The sequence below is a fragment of the Larkinella harenae genome (genome assembly GCF_054780515.1).
The window spans coordinates 962,036-983,975 of sequence record NZ_BAAGWE010000001.1 but is presented as its reverse complement, the minus strand read 5'-3'; the positions used below and the strand labels follow the sequence as shown (position 1 = coordinate 983,975).

Genomic DNA, 21,940 nt, shown 5'->3' with positions numbered 1-21,940 from the left:
AATCAGCCATTTTCAATAATTTAACCATTCCGCCATTCATCCAAATTATCATGGCCGTTGTCCCTTATAAAGATAAAAATACGAGCAAACGCGAGCAGGTTGAGGAAATGTTCGACTCCATTTCGCCCAAGTACGACTTGCTGAACCACCTGCTCAGTGCCGGAATCGACATTCGCTGGCGCAAGAAGGCCATTCGATTGCTGCAACCGACAAAGCCCAAAACCGTACTGGACATTGCCACCGGCACGGGCGATTTTGCCATCGAAGCCCTGAAGTTAAATCCTGATAAAATCGTCGGTGTCGACATTTCGGAAGGGATGCTGAAAATTGGCCGGGAGAAGATCCAGAAATTAGGATATAGTAACAAAATCGAACTACGTTCCGGCGACTCGGAAAGATTGCCCTTCGCAGACAATGTTTTTGATGCTGTGATCGTTTCGTTTGGTGTACGGAATTTTGAAAACCTGCTCAAAGGGCTGACCGATATGCACCGTGTTACCCGGTCGGGCGGCACCTGCCTGGTGCTCGAGTTTTCGAAGCCACGCAAATTTCCGTTCAAACAGTTTTTTGGATTTTACACCAATCGCCTGCTACCGTTGATTGGACGCATGGTATCGAAAGATTCATCGGCCTATACCTACCTGCCCGAGTCAATGCAGGCGTTTCCGGACGGCCCCGACTTTATCCGGGTTCTGGAACAGGCAGGATTTACGCAAACACAATGGATACCTCTTACATTTGGCATTTGCTCTATTTACATCGGAAAAAAAGTATAGCGGTTTGTCTGTTGCTGGCGTTGGCTTTTCCGGACGTTCAGGCCCAGTCGTCGATGCGGTACCGCCGGATTCACCTGGAAGATTACGAAGACAGGGCGATTCGGTACGGTTTTCTGTTTGCGGCTCCCATTACGCGTTTCAACATCAAATACAGTGATGCGTATGTGCGCTCCGACTCGGCCCACCAGCTTTTTTCACCCAACAAGACGGGGTTTCGGGTTGGGTTTGTTGTAAACGCCATTCTAAGCGACCATTTCGACGTTCGAACGACGCCTTCTGTATCGCTCTACTCCCGCTCGGTCGAAGCTAACTATCCGAGTGGGGCAACCCGCAAGGAAGTACGCGAATCGACATGGGTGGAATTACCCGTTTTGCTTAAATACAAGTCCAAACGACGCATGAATTCACGGATGTATGTGGTAGGTGGCGGCTCGTTCGGCATTGAGACTAACGTCCGCCGACGCGAAGTCGCTGGTTCCAACAAGTTGCTCACCAAAAACCGCGACCTGTCGGTCGAATACGGTATTGGTTTCGAGCAATTTTTTGAATTCTTCAAATTTGCGCCCGAAATCCGATTTTCGCACGGTTTAGTGAATCTGTTCGAACCTGTTCAGGGTAATACGGCCAATATTGGCATTCAGAAACTAAGAACGCATACGGTGACGCTCTATCTCAATTTCGAATAAATTCGACGCGAAAAAACCGTTACAGCAAAACACCTGACGGTGAGTCAATTGTAAAAAATATTATTTTTTTTCATTCGAAAGCTTGCAAAACGCGCAAATAAGCCCCTATATTTGCACTCCCAAACGACGACAAATAGTCAACGGGAAAACACAAAAAGGGAGTTTAGCTCAGCTGGTTCAGAGCATCTGCCTTACAAGCAGAGGGTCGGCGGTTCGAACCCGTCAACTCCCACACTGAAAAAAGCACTTACAAATATTTGTAAGTGCTTTTTTACTTTTAGCACCCGAAAAGTTGGGGAGTCGTAAAAAAGTGCGTTCTTGCCGTAAGTCCATTTGAAGGGCATAGCCCGAGTTCCATCCAATCTCATTTCCTGTTATCCAAGAAGGCATCGTCCTGTGCTTACAGCCGGGCCTGCTCTGAAGCCGTGCTCTTACGCATTCTTGCACATCAGGATTAACAAGCTGCCGCGAAAAGCCACGTTGCTCCAGCGATCGATGCAGGTTTTCTCCATCCGAAATCGACGCCTTACGCTCGGTAGTAGGCAACAGTGCCTGAAAACTAACCGGGTGAATTGCAATCAATTTGATCAACTCGTGGTTGTAAAGACAAAGCTCATCTGAATTATGCTGGAAAATCCTAAAATATGGCTCGTTGACGATGACCAATCGATCATAAACATAATCAAGCGTGCCTTTGAAAAGCAGCAGTTGAGTTGTCAGGTTGCGGGTTTTAACGACGCCCAGGAAATCATTTCAGCCCTTCAAAGCGACAATCTACCAACTCTGCTGATGATTGATTATTCGATGCCGGGCATGGATGGAATCGAATTAATCGAATGGCTTAAACAAAATTCAACCACCCGCTCCCTTAAAATTGTACTTTTCAGCCAGTTTATGTCAAAAGATCTGGTGGAAAAAGCACAAAAGTTGGGCGTTTATGAAGTGGCCATGAAGCCCTTTAGTTTTGTGGATTGGTGTGTACTCGCCAGGGATTTATGTCTGGCTGGCCATTTTGATTAATAAATTGGAAAACCGATTCAGCCTGAAGTCGTTGACTCCCTGGCAGCAGACGAACTAAGACTGATCTATGGGGAGGGTTGTCCTTAGAAAAACGAATTAACTAATGACATTCTCTTCCTTTTTGTTTATATTGAACGATGAAGAACTTTAACGCTCTCACGATGATTCAGAAACTTCTACCCCGGGTTCCTAATGCACGAGAGTTATTTGGCAGTCTTTTGGACAAATTGACCGATGTAAACAGCACCTGTATTACATTTAGATGGAAAGGAGATTCCGGTCTGAAATTGCCTAATAAACAGGAATGGTTTGATCAGTTTAGATCCATCGGCCTCGAACGGACCAAAGTCAAGTTTGGGAAGGGATTCATCCCGGGTGATGAATGGGAGCTTACCTTGTATTTTAAATAATTCACGGCGTACCTGTTCTTGGTTTGCTAATAACCGTATTTGATCACCAATAAACCGAAGAACGGCCGAAGCCGGGCGTCTTTCGAATTATAAAATAGCCGGACGACATACCTCGTCCGGCTATTACGGTTTTACTCAACACTAAACTCCTCGCTCGTTCTCCTCTACCGTCCTGATAACCACCGCTGAAGCCTGAGGTTGCGGGCAATTAGCCAACGGATCGGGGTAGGTTATCCACCAGCGAAATCAGCGGATTCTCGTCATCATACAAACACCAACGGACATCTTTTGCCGAAGACCCATACACCTCCGGATTGGCGATTACCCAGCCTCTACCGTGATAATAAACAATAACCGGCAACGAATTCGCCGGAGTGTGCCAATCGGCATCGGCCCCTGATGATATTTCTATCGGCGAGTAACTTGACCTCCTATTTTTCAGGCAGATTGACGACACCACTTTCTGCGAAACAACGCTCTTTTTGCGATTTTTGCTACACAATACCGTGTGGGTTGCACCGGTTAGAGACAAAAAGACGACTTCAATGCTGACAAAAACAGCAACAGTCGGTTAAGCTTCCTCCGAAGTACTTCGACCTAAAAGAGAGTAGAAAGTAGGAAGCCTGTGCATCCCACCACGCTCAATGGCATCTTATCTCGCCGATTTAACGGTCACTTCGTACACGACGGGTGCGTACGGCGGAACGCTGTAACGTTCTCCGTTAACGATGCCCTGGCTGCCATAGCTGTAGGAAGATCGAACAATCAAAAAGGCTTTGTCGCCCACATACAGTTCCCGCAGCCCCCTTACCAGGCCGACCATATCGGTTGCCGATGTGGTTCCGGTATTGATTTCGGCAGCCGGTTTTTCCAAAAAGGGAGTAGATCCCCGTAAGGTGCTGATGGTATAGTCAAGCGTGGCCGTCGGAGCCGATTTAATTTGGGGGCCTGTGCCTTTGGTCAGCCGATACACCCAGACCGTATCGGTAGAATAATCCGGTGTACCTAAGTTGTTAGCCGTAGCGTAGCTTTGAATCTGCTCGGTTTCGGTCCGTGAGCGGATGAGTTCAACATCGAAGACAACCGGAACGTAGGGGGGAATGAAGGGTACTACTGTATCAACACGACTACCTTGCCCGAAGGCCAGATTGGACGGCATAAAAAACCGGGCGCGCTGGCCTTCTTTCAGTACCTGTAGCCCCTCTTCAAGCCCCGGAATAACAACACCCCGTAAAAAAGGGAGATGGACCGACTTGGTCCGGTTGGCACTATCTAACAGCACCAGGTTGTTTCCGTCAACTCGCGACAGGGTATATGTAAATTCAATCTCTTCGTTAAGCTGGGCCAGTTTGTTCCGGGTTGACGTTGTATCGGTAAAGAAATAATACAAGCCTGAACTGGTGCGATTTACCCTGTTAAGCAGCTGGTTGGCATTCAGGTAATCCCTGATTTGCAATTCGTTTTTTTCTGCCATACCCACACTGGGGTCCTCGAAATTATTCTTGCAGGAGGTCAGGCTGACGACCAGCCATAGCGTAATGGCAACATAAACACTGAGCTGTCTGAATTTCATGTTCACTATACGAAGCAACAATAGATGGCAATTACCGGTAAAGACCTCAATCGCTGGTTAACCGTTGCAAGTTAGCGAAAAGAGCCTGTTTGGTCCTAGATAACGCCCAAAACCGCTCCGTCAGTGTGCAGGCAGCGCGCACATTGCCGCTTGATCTTACGCACCAAAACAGAATAGCGGAGAAGCGAGGGATTGGGCCAGCTAATTTCACCATGTATAGCCCACAGGCCAGCAAAATGCCAAATTATGGCTATCTCACTCGCTGAAATCCCCGAAAATCCTAGTTTTCGTGGATTGTCTGCTATAGCCCAGCGGTCTAATTTTGCCCTTGTTATCCTTCGCAAAACAAGCTTTGGCGAAGAATGACGGTCCATAAAATCAATGAAAGCCAATTACACCTTTCAGTTGAACCAAGTAGAAACGCGTACCATAAACATCCGACAAACACCATGAAAAATTTGCTTTGCCTCTTCTTTCTGGTTGCTTCCACGGCGTTGGCGCAATCGGACGACTTATTCAAAAAAGGAAATTCGGTCTATGTAGAATCGACTTCCAAAAATCAAAATATTCAGGAAACCGAACAGGCATTCATAGCCAGTTTGCGCGAAGCAGGATCCTGGAATGTAGTAACTGACAAACAGCAGGCCAATTTCGTTATTAAGCTGGATGTTGAAGCCAGCAAAGGCATTACGGCCACTTCCTGGGGCGGCACTTCCATTGGTTGCCGGGCCAGGGTTTACGACAAAAAAGACGCGCTGGTCTGGGAATCCGACACATACCGGGTGAGCCCCAACGGTACCAACGGCTTTAATGCAAAAAAAGCCTCCGCCCGGAAGCTGGCCAGAGCAATTGAGCGAAAAGTAAAGTAGAACATCGTCCAGGGCACGGCAATCGCCCTTCGACAGAAAACCAGCTACGATCGCGCAAAAAAAAATAGGCTGTCAACCAATCTAAATTTCCCTGCTGTTCGTACATATGATTGTTTGCAAGTTATCACACAATCTGTCATGCCTTTTTTTCAGTCCTACTATTGAGCCCGGCCTTTTGTAGCCGGGCTTTTTTGTCACCCTTCGGAAATGCCTACGCCATCGGAACAGACGACCGTCTCGAAGTGGCCACTGCCAATGCCTCCCCAACAGACAGGAAACCGTACCGAAACTTTACCTGACGAGACTTCGGCCCACACAGGTCAGGCTGTGAAGCTAAAAAGTCCTTATCTTGGACGCCAAAATCCGTCTCCAATCCCGTCGGGCAAGCAATTGCGGCCATATCATGAATCCGTTTAGCACCGTACTGGTTCTTTTAGAGGTAGCGGATAAACTTTTTAATTACCAGCTAGTCAATGGTTAGGTGGCCAACTGCTATTTCATGAATCCAGAACCCATAAAACCGCATCAGGCGGAACGCGGGCAGAAGACAACCTTGATTGGCATTGCCGTCAGCCTGGTTTTGCTGCTAATTAAAGGGACGGCCGGCTGGTTAGGCAATTCATACGCCTTGATTGCGGATGCCATCGAATCCGGAACCGATATCATTACGTCCACTTTCGTATGGTTTGGATTACGGGTTGCGGCTCGCAAACCGGATCAAAATCATCCGTATGGCCACGGTAAGGCCGAACCGCTGGCGGCCATTGTGGTGTCGATGGCGCTCCTGGGTGCGGCCATTCTGATTGCGGTAGAGAGTATCCAGAATATTCGCATCCCCCACGAAGTGCCGGCGCCGTTTACGCTGGTGGTATTGGCCGGGGTGGTGCTGGTGAAAGAAATCCTGTTTCGACGGATTGCACAGGTGGGAGCCGAAACCGAAAGCAGCGCCGTGAAAGCCGATGCCTGGCACCACCGCAGCGATGCCATTACATCACTGACGGCTTTTGTGGGCATCAGCATTGCCCTGATTGGCGGGCCGGGTTACGAAAGTGCCGATGACTGGGCCGCCCTGCTGGCCTCGGGGTTCATTGTGTTCAACGCCTACCATATCTTCCGGCCTTCATTTGGCGAGATCATGGATGAATCCCCCTCGGGAGACTGGAAAACCGAAATCGAAACCATCGCCCTGACGGTTCCGCTGGTGCAACGGGTGGAGAAATGCCTGGTCCGGAAGGCCGGGTTTGAGTACTTCGTGGATTTACACGTCGAGGTGCCCGGCGACTTAACCGTCCGGCAGGGCCACGACATCGCCCACGCGGTCAAAAAGGCGATTATGGACCAAAAGCCCGCTATCTACGATGTACTGATTCACATCGAACCCGCCTAACAGACTGGCAAAAACGTCCATGAGCTATTGAAAAGAACCCATTGCGTGAAAATAGGCCGGATAATTTCTATCCGGCCATTCGGTGCTATAAAGCGATTACCTTCCCTTTCCTGCTTTCCTGAGCCGCGTTGATGAAGGCAAAGATTTCCAGCGTCTCGGCGGGCAATACGGGCGTTTTGCCCGTGTCAAAAAATTGAACAATGGCTTTTACCAATGGCTCATAGGTGGCAAAAGGACCGAGTGGCGCAATGCCTTTTTCGCCAAAAGCCGTTCCGGCAATATTGGCAGCGCCTTTGCGAATACCCCGAACTGTGCCAATACGGCCATCTTCCCAGACGCCCACCACGACATCGGTGCCTTCGGTATGGCTGCGGCTAACGGTTTTGCAACCCGGCCCCATGACCGTAAACAGCATTTCCACTCCATGAATGGCGTACCAGGCCAGATCCAGATGCCCTTTGTCGATTTCGGCGGGGGTGTACACGTCGGCACCGGTTACCCGCCCAATGCTTCCGGCCACCACTTTCTGCACATTAGCATCAAAACGCAGGGCCGAGGAGCTGAAAACCGGCGTATTGGATTGTTCGGCGGCTTTGAAAATGGCTTTGGCATCGGCCAGCGACGGAGCAATGGGCTTATCGATGAAAACCCGCTTCCCGGATTTGAAAACCGGCATGGCCTGTTCCAGATGCACCCGGCCGTCGTTCGATTCCAGCAGCACCACGTCCACATTCTCCAGCAACACGTCAATGGAATCCACCAGCTTCACGCCCATGCCCTGAACAGCGCGCGTGATATCCGGTTTCATTTTGAGCGCCGAAGCAATGTCTTTGCTCCCGTGGGGATAAGCCGCCGTAACTCGGTACCCCAGCATGTCGGTGCCCCCGTTATTAATCAGCCTAGTAAATACTTCACTGTGGCTGGTGTCCAGCCCAATAATCCCTATTCGTTTACCGGCAACGGTTTCGTAGTTGCGGCCCAGGGCTATTCCCGTTCCTAAATAAGCTGCTCCTACTGAAGCATATTGCACAAATTTGCGTCTATTCATAGTAAAAATTTTAGTACGATTCTGTCAACCCTGCACCAACCGGTTTTATTTCCGCATTCCCTGGGGCTTTTTTGAAGCATAAACCACGGCTTCGGTTGCCACCATTTCGTAAACCGGGTTGGGATTTATAATTTTCACCTGTACCTGATGCGCTCCCTCCGGAAGCTGATACCGCCAGAACAGCTCCGTTCGCCGGTGGGCATTCACAACCGGTAAATTGGCTTCTTCCAACAGTTTGCCATCCACGTACAAAGCCGCTCGAACGGGCGTATCGGGTGCATCCCGCTTTGTTTTACGCACGTGACCCCGCAACACAAAACCGATGCCGGTGGCGGTGAATTCGATGCCGGTGCTGCTCACCTGATTGACGGGTTGCTTGTGGTCGGGAAAATGACCGGCGAAACTTTCCTCAAAGGCAACGGTTTTGACAGTCTCCTGCCGAATTTCAACGGTATTCCCGTCCACCTTACCGCCCTGCTGGCTGATGTTCGCCAGCGCGTGTTTAAAGCCCAACTCGTAAACTTTAGAAAGCGACAGATTGGTGTAGCTGAAGTTGGTATGTTCCGCTTTTTTCAGCGGATTCAACCAATACGCCGGAATCTGGCTGTAGCCAAGCATCGTACCGAGCACCCCGCCCGCCGTCGACGGATTGCAGTCGGAATCCTGCCCTGCCCGCGTGGAAATTTCCATCGTTCGGGTAAAATCTCCGCGCCCATACAGCAGTCCAAGTACTACGTAAGCCGAGTTCAGTTTGGCATCGATGTCGAGAGGATGAAAAACGCCGTCGGGACAACCGATATCCTCCGTCCATTTCTGCTGAATTTCAAACCAGGTGCGTTTCCAGTCGTTCGGATAAGCGTTGTGCCATTTGATCACATCGGCCACGCATTGGTAAAATGTACTCTGGGCCGGAATGGCCTTGAGGGCTTCGCTCACCACCACATTCACGTCCTTGCTCCGAAACGCCTGCGCGTACAGGTTCGCCACAAAAACACCACCGTACCAGCCATCGCCGTAGTTCATGATGTGCCCCACCTTGTCGGCAATGGCCGAAGCCGCGTTGGGCATCGCCGGACTCATCAGCCCCGCAAAATCCGCTTCAATCTGGAAATCAATATCATCGGCATGTGGATTATGCAGCCAATGCCCCGACTGCGGAGGGCGCATCCCCTGCAATACATTGTAGCGACCGGCCTGATTGGCGTGCCACAGTTCGTAGCCTGATCGGGCATAGGCAAGCGCAAACGAATCGGCCGGTGCTTGCAGCCCCAGCCGTTCGAACACCTCCACAAACGTCAGATCCATGTAGATGTCGTCGAAAAGACCGGGAAACACGCGCATGGCCTCTGCTACGTAATCGTCGTGCCACTGGATGGTCTGATAATCCTGAATAAATGTGCCCTGATACAAAAATTCGGTGGGCCAGCCGAAAGTGACTCCGATGGTTTGCCCGGCCCACCCTCCTTTTATTTTATCCCGGAGTACCTCTTTAGTTAGTTTCAGGACGGGCGGTTTATCGCGTGACTGGGCAAACGATGCGTTCAAAGTGAAAAAGCAGAGCAATACATAAACTGCCCCCAGTAATCTTGTTACGGGTCTCATAGCGGGTTACGGTTTTAACGGTTAATCAGCGACGTTCAAAGACCATCTTGTCGATGTGAAACAATGCCTGCTTCGTATCCGGATTTTTGAACACGAAATACAAATGATGCTTGCCGGTGGTGGGTTTGATCGGTAAACCCACTTCCTTCCAGCCGGTTTTTAGATCGTTGAGCCGACCTGACGGAACTGTCAACTGGCCTATTTCCGGGCCTTCTTTCGCATCCAGATGAACCGAAACGGTTCCGCCCGCACCGTGCTCCTGCAACCGCAGCCTTACGCTTCCGATTCCAGTGAGGTCAATCCCGTCGAAACGAGCGTATTTTCCGTGGGTGATGTTGCTGATGTAGGAGACGTAACCGGTATTGAGCGTCGCAATCACCACCCCGACATTACCTTCCGCGTAGTCTTCCATTTCGATCTGCGGATGCCGCAGAACCACGTAGCTACTGGCGCTCAGCGGAGCCATTGACGGTGCTCCGCCATCGGTATAGGAGGCCTGCAACACGTAAGCGCCCTCTACCCCTTTGCCCAGGTGGCGATTCAGCGGCAGCGAACCGGTTAAGGGCAACGATTCGTGCTGCTTGGTCAGGTTCAGGATGTAATCGGTGATCTCTCCGGCCTTTTCCGGTGTCAGGTTCGGATGGGGCGGCATGGGATACGACCCCCAGTTTCCGCTTCCGCCCTGAATAATCTTGGCGACCAGTTTAGACTTGGCATCCGGCTTTCCGGTATACCGCCGGGCAATCTCTTTAAGCGCCGGGCCAATTGACTTGGTATCGACGGTATGACACGCTTTGCAATCCTGCGTTTCGTAGAAGGCCTTCGTTGGAGCGTATTTCAGATCCTCGTTGCCCGCCGACAAGACACTCGCCAGGTCCTTGCCAAACGGCAGGTAATCAAACGAGACTCTGGTTCGGTTTTTAGCAATGGTTTTATCCTCGCGATCCGTAACGGTGATCTTGTAATCAAACTTCGCGTTGTCCCAGTAAAAACTCTGATTAGCATTGCTGCTAATGGTCACTTTGGGCGGTTCATTGCCGACCCGAACCTGAGAGCTGGTGGTGGCTGCGGCTCCCTGCGAATCCGTAACCGTCAGAATAACGTCGTAGGTACCCGGCTTTTTGAAAACGTAATCCACTTCCGGTCCTTGCAGGCTGATTGAACCAATTTTCCAGGTATAGGAAAGCCGGTCACCCACGTCAAAATCCTTCGAATCTTTCGCCGAAAAATGCACAGGAAGCGGAACCGCGCCCACGGTTTTGCTAACACTGGCAACGGCGATGGGTCGCCGGTTGCCTTCGCTGTATTCCACCCGAATGATGCCCGAATCGGTATTTTTGGCAAACCAGTTGGTACCATACGCCAGAATGTACACGGCACCATCTCTGGCAATCTGCATGTCCATCGGGGCCACCACATTCAGTTGGGGCAGAAAAGGCTCCATACTGACGTAGTTGCCTTGTTCATCCATCGTTACGGCCATCATCCACTTTCGAATCCAGTCGTAAATCAACAGCTTGCCGTTGTAATACGCGGGCAGTTTGTAAGGGGCATTCGGGTAGCGATCACTGTAATAAACCGGCCCCGCCATGGCGCTGGCTCCTCCCCGCCCCACCTGCGGCCACCGCTTCGACGGTCCTTTGCCGTACCAGATAAAAGCGGGCTGCGCGGGCGGCAAATTTTTGATCCCGGTATTGTTCGGTGAATTATTGACCGGAGCCGCCGGATTTTGCGGAGGACCTTCTTTCTTGGTCGCAAAATCGTATTTCGGAAAGGCTTCGTTTGCGCCCAGAAAGTACGGATAGCCAAAAAAACCGGGTTTCCGGGCCTGGTTGATTTCGTCGTAACTCAGCTTCCCTTCTTCCGCCGGAACTTCGGTATCCGGCCCCACATCGCCCCAATACACAAAGCCGGTTTTTGGATCAACGGATACCCGGAACGGATTGCGGCACCCCATGACGTAGATTTCCGGTCGCCCCTGCGAACCGTCTTTGGGCAGCAGGTTCCCGTCGGGAATGCTATAGGTCCCATCCGCTTCCGGTTTAATGCGCAGGATTTTGCCCCGAAAGTCGTTGGTATTGGCCGACGTGCCCTGCCCATCCGAAAGCTGGCGGCCAGGCCGCTCGTCGGTGGGGTTGTGCCCCTCAATTTCCTCCGCATTGGTGTTATCACCGATGGACAAATAGAGTAAACCCGCCGGGTCGAAGGTGATGTAGCCCGCCGAATGACAGCAGTAAGTTCGCTGGGTGGGCACTTCCAGCAGCACCTTTTTCGACGCCATATCCAACACACCGTCGCGGTAAACAAAACGGGCCAGTTCACTCACGTTCCGGTCGCCCCCCAATCCGTAATACAGGTAAATCCAGTGGTTGGCTTCAAAACTGGGGTCTGCTGCCACGCCGAGCAACCCATCCTCGATTCCGCTGAACACATTGAGATGCGCCACGGTTGAAAGTTTTTTCTCCTTGGCGTCGTAAAGCCGTAAAGCTCCTTTACGCTCGGCCACCAGCACGCTATAATCGGGCAGGATGGCCATCTGCATGGGTTCATCAAAACCGGATGCCAGGATGCTGTGGGTAAACCGGGTGCTATCGGGCCTTCCATCCTGGCTCGTACCCGCCGGTGTTTCCGCCCGTTCATACTGGTAAGAACGAGACGGCTTGTCAGGCGTCAACGGCCCAAAAAGAACCAAATGAAAAGCCAGCAAACCTACGGTCCAAATGCTATTTCTACTCAAAATGATACGGTTTATGGGTATGTATACGGTTTTCTATTTCAGGGAAAGCTCCATCACCAGCGGCAGATGATCCGAAGCATACGTTTCGTTCACGGTTGCGTAAGATCGCCTTTTGAACGTACGAGCCGCCTTTTTGCTGAGCATCAGGTAATCCAGCGTCCGGTTGGGTCGGTCGGCCGGAAACGTCCACTCGCAATCGGTACACGGTTTTTCCAGGTACGTTGTTAACCCGTTGATGACCGGATTCTCAGGCGTCGTGTTGAGGTCGGCGCCCAGAATAACCGGTAATTTACGGTATTTGCGCAGAATGGCGTTCAGCTGCTTAATCTGATACGCCCGGTCCTGATCACTCAAATGATCGAGGTGAGCCGACAGAAAAACGAGTTTGCCCACCGGCGTTTTCACCGTTACAGCCGCCACCGCCCGTACTTCAGCGTCCGGGTGTTTCGACACCACCGACAGGCGGTAACTTTCCGCTTTTTCGATGGGAAACCGGGACAGAACCGCTACCCCGTAATCACCGTTGCTGCGGTCAATGGCTTTGGCAAAATGGTAATGCAGGCCGGTGCGTGCTCCAATTTCCCGGGCCTGATCCACGCCCTTGCCCGAGCGGTCGGTAAACGCATCCACTTCCTGAAGCGCTACCAGATCGGGTTTGATCCGGTTGATCACCTCCGCCGTTGCGGGCAGGTCAGAAAAACCCCAGCCTTTGGACGGCGGACTGGCAATCCGAATATTATACGACACAACTCTCAGAATTTCAGGCTCTTTCAACTGTCCCATGACCGAATTCATCAGCCCGAGTACCAGCCATAAAACCCCTAGCTTACTGTTAAAAAACACGGTTCTCTTCACGAAATCAATCCAGGTAAAATTCAAATTCATCAAACGGTTCCGTTCGCCAGGCCAGATGCCGGGTTGCGGGAGAAATGGCAAAAAGCGGAGAAAACGTCTTCACTTTGACGGTTCGTCCATCCGGCAAAAACTCCAGAATCCGGATCCAGCCATCCCCCCCGTTTCCTTTCCAGTTGCCGCCCTCGTTCTGGGCGTTGAACAGCATCTGGTTTACCACCTTGCCCGAACGGTTTTTATCGGTCCGGAAGCCCACATGCCCGGCGTGGGAAGGCACATCGATGATATGTCCGCACACCACCAGACCGACGTTGTCGGCGGGCTGAATGAGCTGCTTCCAAAGGTCTTCGCCCAGCGTGTAATCGGTAAATCCGGGCGCGTAATCCTCTTTCGTAATGCGTTCGTTGTTCCGTTGGGTGGAGCGCATGTAACTGTGTGTCAACACCACACCCCGGTGTTGCCGGTATGCCGGACGGGCGGCCACGGACTTAGCCCATTCCACCACGGCTTGCCGGGGATTGAACTCCAGCGAAAAAATCAGTAACGGCTTACCACCAGGCGGTTTTAGTTCATAACAGGCGTTTTCCAGCGTTTTTACGCCCTGCGCATTCGGAGCCATTTCCACCAGCAACTGCTGATTGGCGGAATTACGTGTCGGCGGAAAATAGCTATTGAATTGAGAATACCGGTTTTCCGAACTGCCGGTGCCGTAATCGTGGTTGCCGGTGCAGAGGATATACGGTAATTTCCCGTCCAGTTTTCCAAACGCTCCGCTGACACATTTCCACTGGGAGACGCTCAACTGATCGCCGTTTTCCTTGGGCACTTGCGTGCTATAATTGTGCTCGACCAGATCGCCGGTGCAGAGCACCATTCCGATGTTCAGTTTTTGGCGGTTATCCTCGATCCAGGCCAGCATCAGGTCGAGCAGGGGCTGATTCCTGTTGAATTTGGTATAGCCCTGCGGGTCCGGAACAATCACCATCGACCAGGAATCGTTGTTCGACAAAACCGGCGCCGTGTATGACTGCGCCCCGGCTTTTTCTTCGGCAAGACATACCGCGATCAGGGCGACCAGTAGGCCACCGATCGCTCTACGTAGGTGTAACACCATTCCAGTAAAAAGGCACCCGGCTGGTTAGTCCCTCCGGGTGCCGACGGTTTAGGGTTTGTTGTATTTCATTTTGTACACCATGATGCCCGAGGTGCTAGCCGCATTGGTAGCCATGGTTGCGTACACATAGACTTCATTGCCCCGCACTTCGGTGACCAGGTCGCCGTAGCGGTTGTAGTTCGTTCCGCCGTAGGCTTCCGACTCAAAGAGCATGAAATCCGAATAACCTGCCGAGCCCGGCAACTGCCCGAATTTTGTCAAATCGTTGGTTTCGAACACCTTTACATGGGTAGCATCCCAGGCGTAGTAGCCCTGAGTCAGCAAGGCCGTGAACTCCTCCCCTCCGACCCGGAAGACATCAAAGCCCAGCACTTTGTAGTAATGATTCTGCTTTGCCAGCGTCGTCACGTCCATGTCGGGTGTGAACGACACAAAACGACTTCCCTCCAGCAGGTTCGGGTCGGATGCGTTGTAGTTGCAATAAGTGAGGTAGTGACCCGACGAAGCGTCCAGCGACTTCCGCTGAATATGCGCAAAAGTCCAGGGCGAGGCCGCAGCGTAGCGCAAAATCGTTGGTTCAGTCGATACCGGATCCCCATCCTGAAACTCCCAGTAATAAACCGTATTAGTGCCATTGGTGGTCGCGTAAACATAGGCTTTACCCGACTTCAGGTTACCGATTACACTGACTTTCCGGCCCAGATTGACGGGACAACCGGCCGAAGCCGGATAGTTCAGGATCAGTTTCGGAGCCGCATCAATGTTTTCGTAGTAATACACCATGAAACCCGCCGAATAAATATTGTAGCGGTTGACGATAAAATGGTTGGCGTCGTCGGCCACCACCTGCATACAATACGTGGTTGGCGGGGCAATGGACTTAACCAGTTCGCCGGTATTCTTATTCAATACCCGCAGGCCATTGTCCACGCCGGTATTGCCGGCGTTGAAGTCGGCCACCAGCAAATGCTCACCCACTACCGCCACCCCCGAAATGTTGGTCCGCTTGATGCCCAGAGCTTCGGATGATTTAAACCAGACTTTGGAAAAAACCGTTTTCGGCAGCGCCGGCACTACCTTGATCACATGCCGGGTGACGGCACCGTCGCCATCGGTCACGGTCACGGTTTGCGGAGTCGAGAAATCGGTAACCCGACCCAAAGCGGGTTCAATGGTGCTGTTGTGGCCTAGGCTGGCAAAGGTTTTCAGGCGGCTGAGATCCAGCGGGCTTTCGTCGGTGGAAGGCACCCGGATCACAATCGTGTCGCCATTGGCGTACGGTCCCGGTTTGGTAGCAGGGTATTCGATGGTTTGGCCCGGAATAGAAACGGCAAAATTGAGCAGGCCGACACGGGCCGTAACCCCCTTGTCCAAATCAACCTGTTCGCAGGAAAACAGAACCAGCATGGCGAACAGGCAGCCAACGGTTTGGTAGATATAAGATCTTTTCATGAGTTCAGACAAATTGTGGTTTAGGAAAATGGCTTATTTCCATTCATCAAATTGCTGGATGAGCGCATTCCGCTGGAGTTCCACTGAAGGAATCGGAAACCGGTTATACCTGGCCGGATAAACCCGTTTGCGGCCATTGTCTGCATCCACTTCCCGGTACGTAAAGGTGCTGTCGGAAGCCATAACCGGCACCCGTCCCTTCGCGTTGATTCCGTTCAGTTCGGTTTTGGCCAGATCCCACCGGCGCAGATCCCAGAAACGATGGCCTTCAAAAGCCAGTTCGATCATCCGTTCGTGCCGAAGCAACCGCATGAACTCTTCTTTGCTCCCCGCTGTAACAGCCTGCTTAAAACCCGCCCGCGTCCGAACGCGATTCAGGGCCGCCAAAGCATCAGACAAATTTCCCTGTTCGGCCAGGGCCTCGGCTTTGATCAGCAACACTTCGGCGTAGCGCATGAAATAAAAAGTGAGTTCGCCGGGCTGAAACCCGACCTCCTGCGTTTTGACCGAACCGTCGAAAAACTTCCGCATATAGTACCCCGTGCTGGTGGTACCTCCTCCGATGGCATAGCCGTCAACCGCTCCCTCGCGCGTGTCGATGGTGCGCCCTTTCCAGGATGCGCCGTGGTACAGAATGGACGCGTAGAACCGGGGTTCACGGCCAACATACGGTTTGGCGGCATGGACCGGATTAGACCAGCTAAAGTTTGTTCCATCGGCCATCTGGTAAGCTGCTACCAGATTATCCGTCGGACTGATCTGAGAATAGCCTTTATCGCCGGGCGGAGTAAAGAAATAATCAAACGAATACCCGAAGTTCGGCGAGGTATATCCAAATTCCAGGATGCTCTCCTTGTTTTCAACCGCCTGCGAGCGCCGGATCTGGAACAGCTTTTCGTAATCCGGATACAGGTCGTACAAGCCCAGAGCCTCCAGCGCGGCTACCGCATCCGAAGCCGCTTTCCAGCGCTGGGCGTACAATAGGGTGCGGGCTTTCAACCCCAAGGCCGCACCTTTTGTCAGCTTTCCCTTCAGGGTGCTGGGTACCGTAACCGGCAAATGCTGCGCGGCAAAATCCAGGTCAGCGGCCATAAAATTCCAGACTTCTTCCGGGTTGTTGCGGGGGCGCTGCGAACCGTCGGGCAGGCGATCGAACAGAATGATGCTGGCCCCGTAGCGTTTCGCCAGTTCGAAATTGACGTAGGCCCGAAAAAACCGTACTTCGGCTTCTGCCCGCAACCGCGTTGCTTCCGGCAATTTTCCGCCGTACGTCTGCATCCCGTCCAGAAACTCGTTGCAATTGCGAATCCAGCTATAGCCCCAGTCCCAGTTGCCCAGCGGGTTTTCGCCCGGCGTGATCTGGGACGATCCGAGCGTAAACAGATTCTGGCTGGCCGATGGCGTATTCATTTTGAGAATATCCGCATACGCATCCTGGTTGACGTGGGGCGTGTAATACGTCTGGCCAATCAGGGGATAAAACTTGTTCAGCGACAGTTCCAGATTGGCCTCGCTCGACCACGCGACCTCCTCACCGTAGACGTCGGTCAGTTCCGGATCCAGGCTACAACCCGCCAGCCATACCAGACAGCTAGTCAGGACAATATTTAGTTTGGAAATAATTTTCATAGTTCCTGCGAGTAAACAAATAAGACACAGTGGGTTAAAACGATAGGCTCAAACCGCCTTCAAACAGTTTCTGTTGCGGGTAATACCCCTGGTTCACATCCGGCATTTCGGGGTCCATGTATTTCAGGCCCGTCCAGGTGAACAGGTTACTGCCCGAGATATGAAACCGTAACCCTTCGATCTTCATCCGTTGCGTCAGGCCACGGGGCAGCGTGTAGCCAATCTGGAAACTTTTCAGGCGCAGATACGAGGCATCCCGCACCCACCAGGAGGAAAATTTACCCCCGCTCTGGGCCGAAAGCGTACTCAGACGTGGGTACTCGGCATTGGTATTTTCGGGCGTCCAGGCTCCTTCGGCCAGGTATTTAGGCGAATTGCCGTCCTGGTAAAATGCCATCGTGTAAAACGTGTTGTCGTATACTTCCGAGTTGCTGTACAGACCCGACAAGGCTACATCGGCAATGGCCGCGCCCTGGAAGAATACGTTGAAGTCGAACGCTTTGTAGCCCCCACCGAGGTTCAGACCAAACATCATTTCCGGCGTACTGCTGCGGCCAATGATCGTCCAGTCCTGATCCCAGGTAATCCGGCCGTCGCCGTTCAGGTCTTTGAGTTTGACCTCACCCACTTTCGTCGGGCCAAAAAGGGCACTGTTGGCGATTTCCTCTTCGCTCTGGAACAGGCCATCAGCCACAAAACCGTACTTCATGCCGATCTGGCGACCGGTTCGCCGGAGGTGATCCGGCACGTTGACATTCTCCGTCGTTTCGATAATTCGGTTGCGGGCCCAGCTCACGTTCCCCCGCACGTTGTAATACAGATCGCCCAGGGTTTTACGGTGGGTCAGAATGAGTTCAAAACCGCGGTTATCCACCACGCCGGAGTTGATCGTAGCCGGGAAATAACCGCCCATAGACGGGGGCATCAAACCGCTTTGCGACTGGAGAATGTCTTTGGTAACGTTATAAAACACATCCGCTTCCACGCCCAATAAACCGTTCCAGAGCGAGCTTTCAAAACCCAGGTTGTAGGTGGTGGTCGTTTCCCATTTGATATCCCGATTCGGCACCCGACTTACATTCAGTGACCGGACCATTCTATTGCCAATCAGGGCCACCGGATCGGCCCCCATCGCCATCGTCCGCAGGTAGGCGTAGTTGCCCACGGCATCATTTCCCAGCTTTCCGGTGGAAGCCCGGAGTTTGAGATCATTCACAAAACGCACATTCTCCTTAAAGAACGGTTCGTTCGAAATCCGCCAGCCCACGGCCAGGGCCGGAAACAAACCCCAGCGATTGTAAGACGGCAAGCGCGTCGAACCGTCGTAACGGCCCGTGAACTCGGCCAGGTATTTGCCCTGATAATCGTAGGTCAGCCGGGAGACATAACCGGCCCGGTGAAACATCGAATGCCCGCCTTTGACGAGATCGTTGATCACCTCCTCGCCGTAATTCAGGTCCATGATGTCGGTAATCGGAAAACCGCGCCGACCGGCCGACAGGGATGTGCCGTTGCTGCGGATGTATTCGTACAACAGCATCCCACCCACTTTATGCGCCCCGAACGTTCGGTTGAAATTGATCGAGGGTTGCAGGGTCGTTTGCCAGGAATCGGCAAACCATTGGTTGATGGTGGCCATCCCCGATAGCGAATGGCGGGCGTAGGTTTCTGTAAACGTGCGGGTTGCGTTGTTGTAGACCGAAAGCAGGTACGGCAAAACCGCTGACTTCCGCATGCTATACCCTTTGTCGAAAGCACCATTCACGCGAACGTTCAGTCCTTCCAGAAAAGGAAAGTCGTACTGAAGCGAAATATTTCCCTGGAGATTGTTGGCCCGGGTATCCTGCGTGCCAGACAGGTCGCGGGCGGCAATGGGGTTCTGATTGCCGTTCCCGGTGTTGAAACTACCAACCGGCATTCCGGCGTCGTTGGTGGCCCGCAGAAACGGATAAGACATCATTGCCTGACTGAAAATCGAGGCATAGGCGTTGCCCAGGCCCGCCGATAGGCCGGGCTGGGTGGTGGTTTCATCCCGGACGGCGATGCCAAAAGCGGCCTTAAAGCGGTCTGACACCTGAGCGTCGATGTTGGCCCGGAAGTTATAGCGGTTGTTATTGGTGCGGGCAATGATTCCCGACTGGTTGTACGAACCCACCGACACAAAGTATTTGAATTTTTCAGTTCCTCCGTCGAGCGAGAGGTTGTTGGTGTAAATGGGAGCGGTCTTTTTAAACAGCAGATCAAACCAATCGGTATTGCCAAAAACGCCTTCCGGATCGCCGTTGTTGATGCGGGCGATTTCCTCCGGCGTAAAACGGCGTGCCGTTTCGGCAATTCCGTCCATTTCCTGCGCCTTGTTGTACCAGTACGCGTATTCCGGCCCGTTCAGAAATTTTGGAAACCGGGTGTTCGAGCTCAGCGCCAGGGACGAGTTGTACGTGATAGTCGGTTTCTGAATGCTGCCCCGTTTCGTGGTGATCAGGATCACGCCATTGGCCGCCCGGGCACCGTACACAGCCGCCGAGGCTGCGTCCTTTAAAACCGTAACTGACTCCACTTCGTCGGGGTTGATCTGCGGAAAACCCCGTTCAATACCGTCTACAATAATCAGCGGGCTGCTTCCGCTCAGGGTATTCATCCCGCGAACCAGCAGGGAAGCGCCATCGGACCCAGGTTGTCCGCTCGACTGCCGGGTGACCAGACCCGGCAAACGGCCCTGCAACATGGACGACAGATTGGCCGTGGGCGCGGTTTTGATTTCGGCGGAGCTGACCTGCGCCACCGACGAAACCAGGCTTTGTTTGGTAGTGGCCCCGTAGCCCAGCACGACCACATCCTCCAGCGATTTGTTTTCGAGCTCCAGCACCACCCGGATATTGGCTTCGCTTTTGATGGTCACTTCTTTGCTAACAAAACCGATGAACGAAACCACCAGCACATCCCCGATTTCGGCCTGGAGCGTAAAGGCCCCGTTCTGGTCCGTGGTGGTGCCTATTCCCTGACGGTTTTTAACCAGCACCGAGGCTCCAACCAGCTCGCCCCCGGCGGTATCGTACACCTTACCACTGATTGGCACCCGGGCTTCGGGGGCGGTTTGGGGCGCTTCGGGGCGAACTTCCCGCTTTTTCCGGATCAAAACCGTCGCCCGGTCGATGGTGTAATACAACGGCTGCCCTTCCAGGCATTCGTCCAGAATGGTGTTCAGAGACGCGTTGACGATGTTTACCGAGACGGGTTTGGTATCTTTCAGGTCGTCTGATACATACAGAAAATCCACCCCGGTTTGTCGTTTCAAGATTCGGAACACTTCTTTCAGAGAGGCATTCCGGACCTTAATCGTGGCATTCTGGGCATGAACGGCGGCTGCGGTTACTTCCAGCACCACGCACAACACCATGACGATACCTAGTTTCATAATGAGAAATAATTTCCCCAGGGGCGAAGCCAGGCCCCGCCGTGTAGGTAATACCCTTTCTTTGTACATTTGTGACGATAGGATTTCCTTTGATTGAGAATGTTCACTGCATTTTAGAAGGAGCCTAACACAGCTTCCCAAGCTGTCGGGTCGGAGGTGTTCCAGCACTTCCGACTTTTTTCGGCGATGATGGCGCGTGCGTGTCTTATTTCATAACCGTGATTGTTTTGCCTTGCTGTTTAAAATGAATACCGCCCAGTTCTTCGAGGTAGGTCAATAGCCCTTTCAGATCTTTTGTTTTGGTAAATGTGCCCCCAAAGCGTTTGTTGGGCACGTCGCCTTCGTACGTCACTTCGACATCGTACCAACGTGCGGCCATCTTCATCACCGACCGCAGATCCTGATCGTCGAACACAAAATAGCCATCCCGCCAGGCGAGCAGACTCTCAACATCCACCTCCCGAATTTGCAAGGGTGCCGACGGCTCACTGACGGCCTGCTGCCCGGGCCGGAGCGTTTCTCTATTTCCCTCATTAGAAACAATGACCTGGCCTTCCGCCAGTGTCGTATAAACCTGCCGGTCATCCTCGTAAGCAGACACGTTGAAGTGCGTTCCGGTCACCCGGATTTCGGTACCGTTCGAGATGACTTTGAACGGACGGTTTTTATCGGGGCGAACCTCAAAATAAGCTTCGCCCCGCAGCTCCACGAGCCGTTCTGAAACGGTATTGCTGGCCGGGTAAATGAGTTGGGTGGCCGAGTTCAGCCAAACATCTGTTCCATCGGGCAACGTCACTTTGAACGTCGCACCCTTGGGCACCGACAAGGTATTACGGGCCGAAGCAGCCGAAACCGTTCCCGATTCTTTATATTCCAGGCTTCCCGCTCCGGTTTTTGAAACGCGAATGCCCCCTTCGGTCGACAGCACGCCGGTCGCGGCCGCGTCGACCAGAATTGTAGAACCGTCGGCCAGCGTCAGCATGGCCTGATGGCTGCCGGGCGCGACCGCTTCAGCCCGGTAATCGGTTTCGGGTCCTCTATCATGAACGTTCTGCTTCGACCAGTAGAACCACCCGCCAACCAGCAGCAACACCACAGAAGCCGCAGCACTGACCCAGGGCCACAGCGTTCGGGTAACTACCCGGTCTTCCTGCAAAGTAGTCTGAATGCCCGCCAGCATCTGCGCTTTCATCCGCTCCCGCGCCTTTTCGCTTTCCCAGTTCCATTTAGTTTGAGAAGATGTTTTTTCAAACCACAACTCCAGCAGCTCGCGCTCTTCATCCGTACAGGTGCCCTGCCGAAAGCGATTCAACAATTCGTTAATTTCTTCTTCTGTCATACGAATCGGGAGTGGCCTGTAAAACCGTCAC

At 52.6% G+C, this 21,940-nt stretch carries 16 protein-coding genes and 1 tRNA gene; 7 read left to right on the top strand and 10 right to left on the bottom strand.

What is annotated here, in order from left to right; genetic code table 11:
• The first annotated feature begins 50 nt into the window (after positions 1–50).
• The 5 genes from ubiE to ACYVH9_RS03970 all read left to right on the top strand — a co-directional run bounded on the left by ubiE (position 51) and on the right by ACYVH9_RS03970 (position 2,892).
• Positions 51–776: a bifunctional demethylmenaquinone methyltransferase/2-methoxy-6-polyprenyl-1,4-benzoquinol methylase UbiE gene (gene ubiE / locus ACYVH9_RS03990; protein WP_460634999.1), complete on the top strand. Its 726-nt coding sequence runs from the start codon at positions 51–53 to the stop codon at positions 774–776.
• A complete protein-coding gene (porT, locus tag ACYVH9_RS03985; protein ID WP_460634998.1) occupies positions 722–1,462 on the top strand; it encodes a type IX secretion/gliding motility protein PorT/SprT in 741 nt (246 codons plus the stop codon). Before ubiE ends, porT begins: the two co-directional genes overlap by 55 nt.
• A gap of 157 nt (positions 1,463–1,619) precedes the next feature.
• Positions 1,620–1,694, top strand: a tRNA-Val gene (locus tag ACYVH9_RS03980).
• 392 nt (positions 1,695–2,086) lie between these two features.
• Positions 2,087–2,482, top strand: coding sequence for a response regulator (locus tag ACYVH9_RS03975; RefSeq protein ID WP_460634997.1), 396 nt, complete (start codon positions 2,087–2,089; stop codon positions 2,480–2,482).
• Positions 2,483–2,643: 161 nt separating this feature from the next.
• Complete coding sequence (locus ACYVH9_RS03970) at positions 2,644–2,892, top strand: hypothetical protein (protein ID WP_460634996.1); 249 nt, start codon at positions 2,644–2,646, stop codon at positions 2,890–2,892.
• A 652-nt stretch (positions 2,893–3,544) separates the two neighbouring features.
• Here ACYVH9_RS03970 and ACYVH9_RS03965 read toward each other — a convergent pair.
• Positions 3,545–4,465, bottom strand: a complete 921-nt coding sequence (locus tag ACYVH9_RS03965) for an FKBP-type peptidyl-prolyl cis-trans isomerase (RefSeq protein ID WP_460634995.1) — start codon at positions 4,463–4,465, stop codon at positions 3,545–3,547.
• A gap of 449 nt (positions 4,466–4,914) precedes the next feature.
• Here ACYVH9_RS03965 and ACYVH9_RS03960 point away from each other — a divergent pair, with 449 nt between their 5' ends.
• Positions 4,915–5,334 (top strand): hypothetical protein, encoded by a 420-nt coding sequence (locus tag ACYVH9_RS03960; protein ID WP_460634994.1) that lies wholly within the window; start codon positions 4,915–4,917, stop codon positions 5,332–5,334.
• Positions 5,335–5,833: 499 nt separating this feature from the next.
• The gene (locus ACYVH9_RS03955; protein ID WP_460634993.1) at positions 5,834–6,721 is read left to right on the top strand and encodes a cation diffusion facilitator family transporter; all 888 of its coding nucleotides are present in this window, start codon (positions 5,834–5,836) and stop codon (positions 6,719–6,721) included.
• Positions 6,722–6,806: 85 nt separating this feature from the next.
• Here ACYVH9_RS03955 and ACYVH9_RS03950 read toward each other — a convergent pair whose 3' ends face one another.
• The 9 genes from ACYVH9_RS03950 to ACYVH9_RS03910 all read right to left on the bottom strand — a co-directional run bounded on the left by ACYVH9_RS03950 (position 6,807) and on the right by ACYVH9_RS03910 (position 21,909).
• Complete coding sequence (locus ACYVH9_RS03950; protein WP_460634992.1) at positions 6,807–7,769, bottom strand: Gfo/Idh/MocA family protein; 963 nt, start codon at positions 7,767–7,769, stop codon at positions 6,807–6,809.
• Positions 7,770–7,814: 45 nt separating this feature from the next.
• Positions 7,815–9,371, bottom strand: coding sequence for an ADP-ribosylglycohydrolase family protein (locus ACYVH9_RS03945; protein WP_460634991.1), 1,557 nt, complete (start codon positions 9,369–9,371; stop codon positions 7,815–7,817).
• Positions 9,372–9,396: 25 nt separating this feature from the next.
• Positions 9,397–12,108 carry a PQQ-dependent sugar dehydrogenase gene (locus tag ACYVH9_RS03940; protein ID WP_460634990.1) on the bottom strand — a complete coding sequence of 904 codons (2,712 nt, stop codon included), beginning with the start codon at positions 12,106–12,108 and terminating at the stop codon, positions 9,397–9,399.
• 33 nt (positions 12,109–12,141) lie between these two features.
• On the bottom strand, positions 12,142–12,963 hold the full coding sequence (locus ACYVH9_RS03935) for an endonuclease/exonuclease/phosphatase family protein (RefSeq protein ID WP_460634989.1): 822 nt from the start codon (positions 12,961–12,963) through the stop codon (positions 12,142–12,144).
• 4 nt (positions 12,964–12,967) lie between these two features.
• A complete protein-coding gene (locus tag ACYVH9_RS03930; protein WP_460634988.1) occupies positions 12,968–14,071 on the bottom strand; it encodes a metallophosphoesterase in 1,104 nt (367 codons plus the stop codon).
• A 51-nt stretch (positions 14,072–14,122) separates the two neighbouring features.
• Complete coding sequence (locus ACYVH9_RS03925) at positions 14,123–15,526, bottom strand: DUF5018 domain-containing protein (protein ID WP_460634987.1); 1,404 nt, start codon at positions 15,524–15,526, stop codon at positions 14,123–14,125.
• Between the two features lie 33 nt (positions 15,527–15,559).
• Positions 15,560–17,155: a RagB/SusD family nutrient uptake outer membrane protein gene (locus ACYVH9_RS03920; protein ID WP_460634986.1), complete on the bottom strand. Its 1,596-nt coding sequence runs from the start codon at positions 17,153–17,155 to the stop codon at positions 15,560–15,562.
• A gap of 34 nt (positions 17,156–17,189) precedes the next feature.
• Positions 17,190–20,570 (bottom strand): TonB-dependent receptor, encoded by a 3,381-nt coding sequence (locus ACYVH9_RS03915; RefSeq protein WP_460634985.1) that lies wholly within the window; start codon positions 20,568–20,570, stop codon positions 17,190–17,192.
• 205 nt (positions 20,571–20,775) lie between these two features.
• Entirely contained in the window at positions 20,776–21,909 is a 1,134-nt protein-coding gene (locus tag ACYVH9_RS03910) for a FecR family protein (protein ID WP_460634984.1), read from the bottom strand.
• Positions 21,910–21,940: the final 31 nt, after the last annotated feature.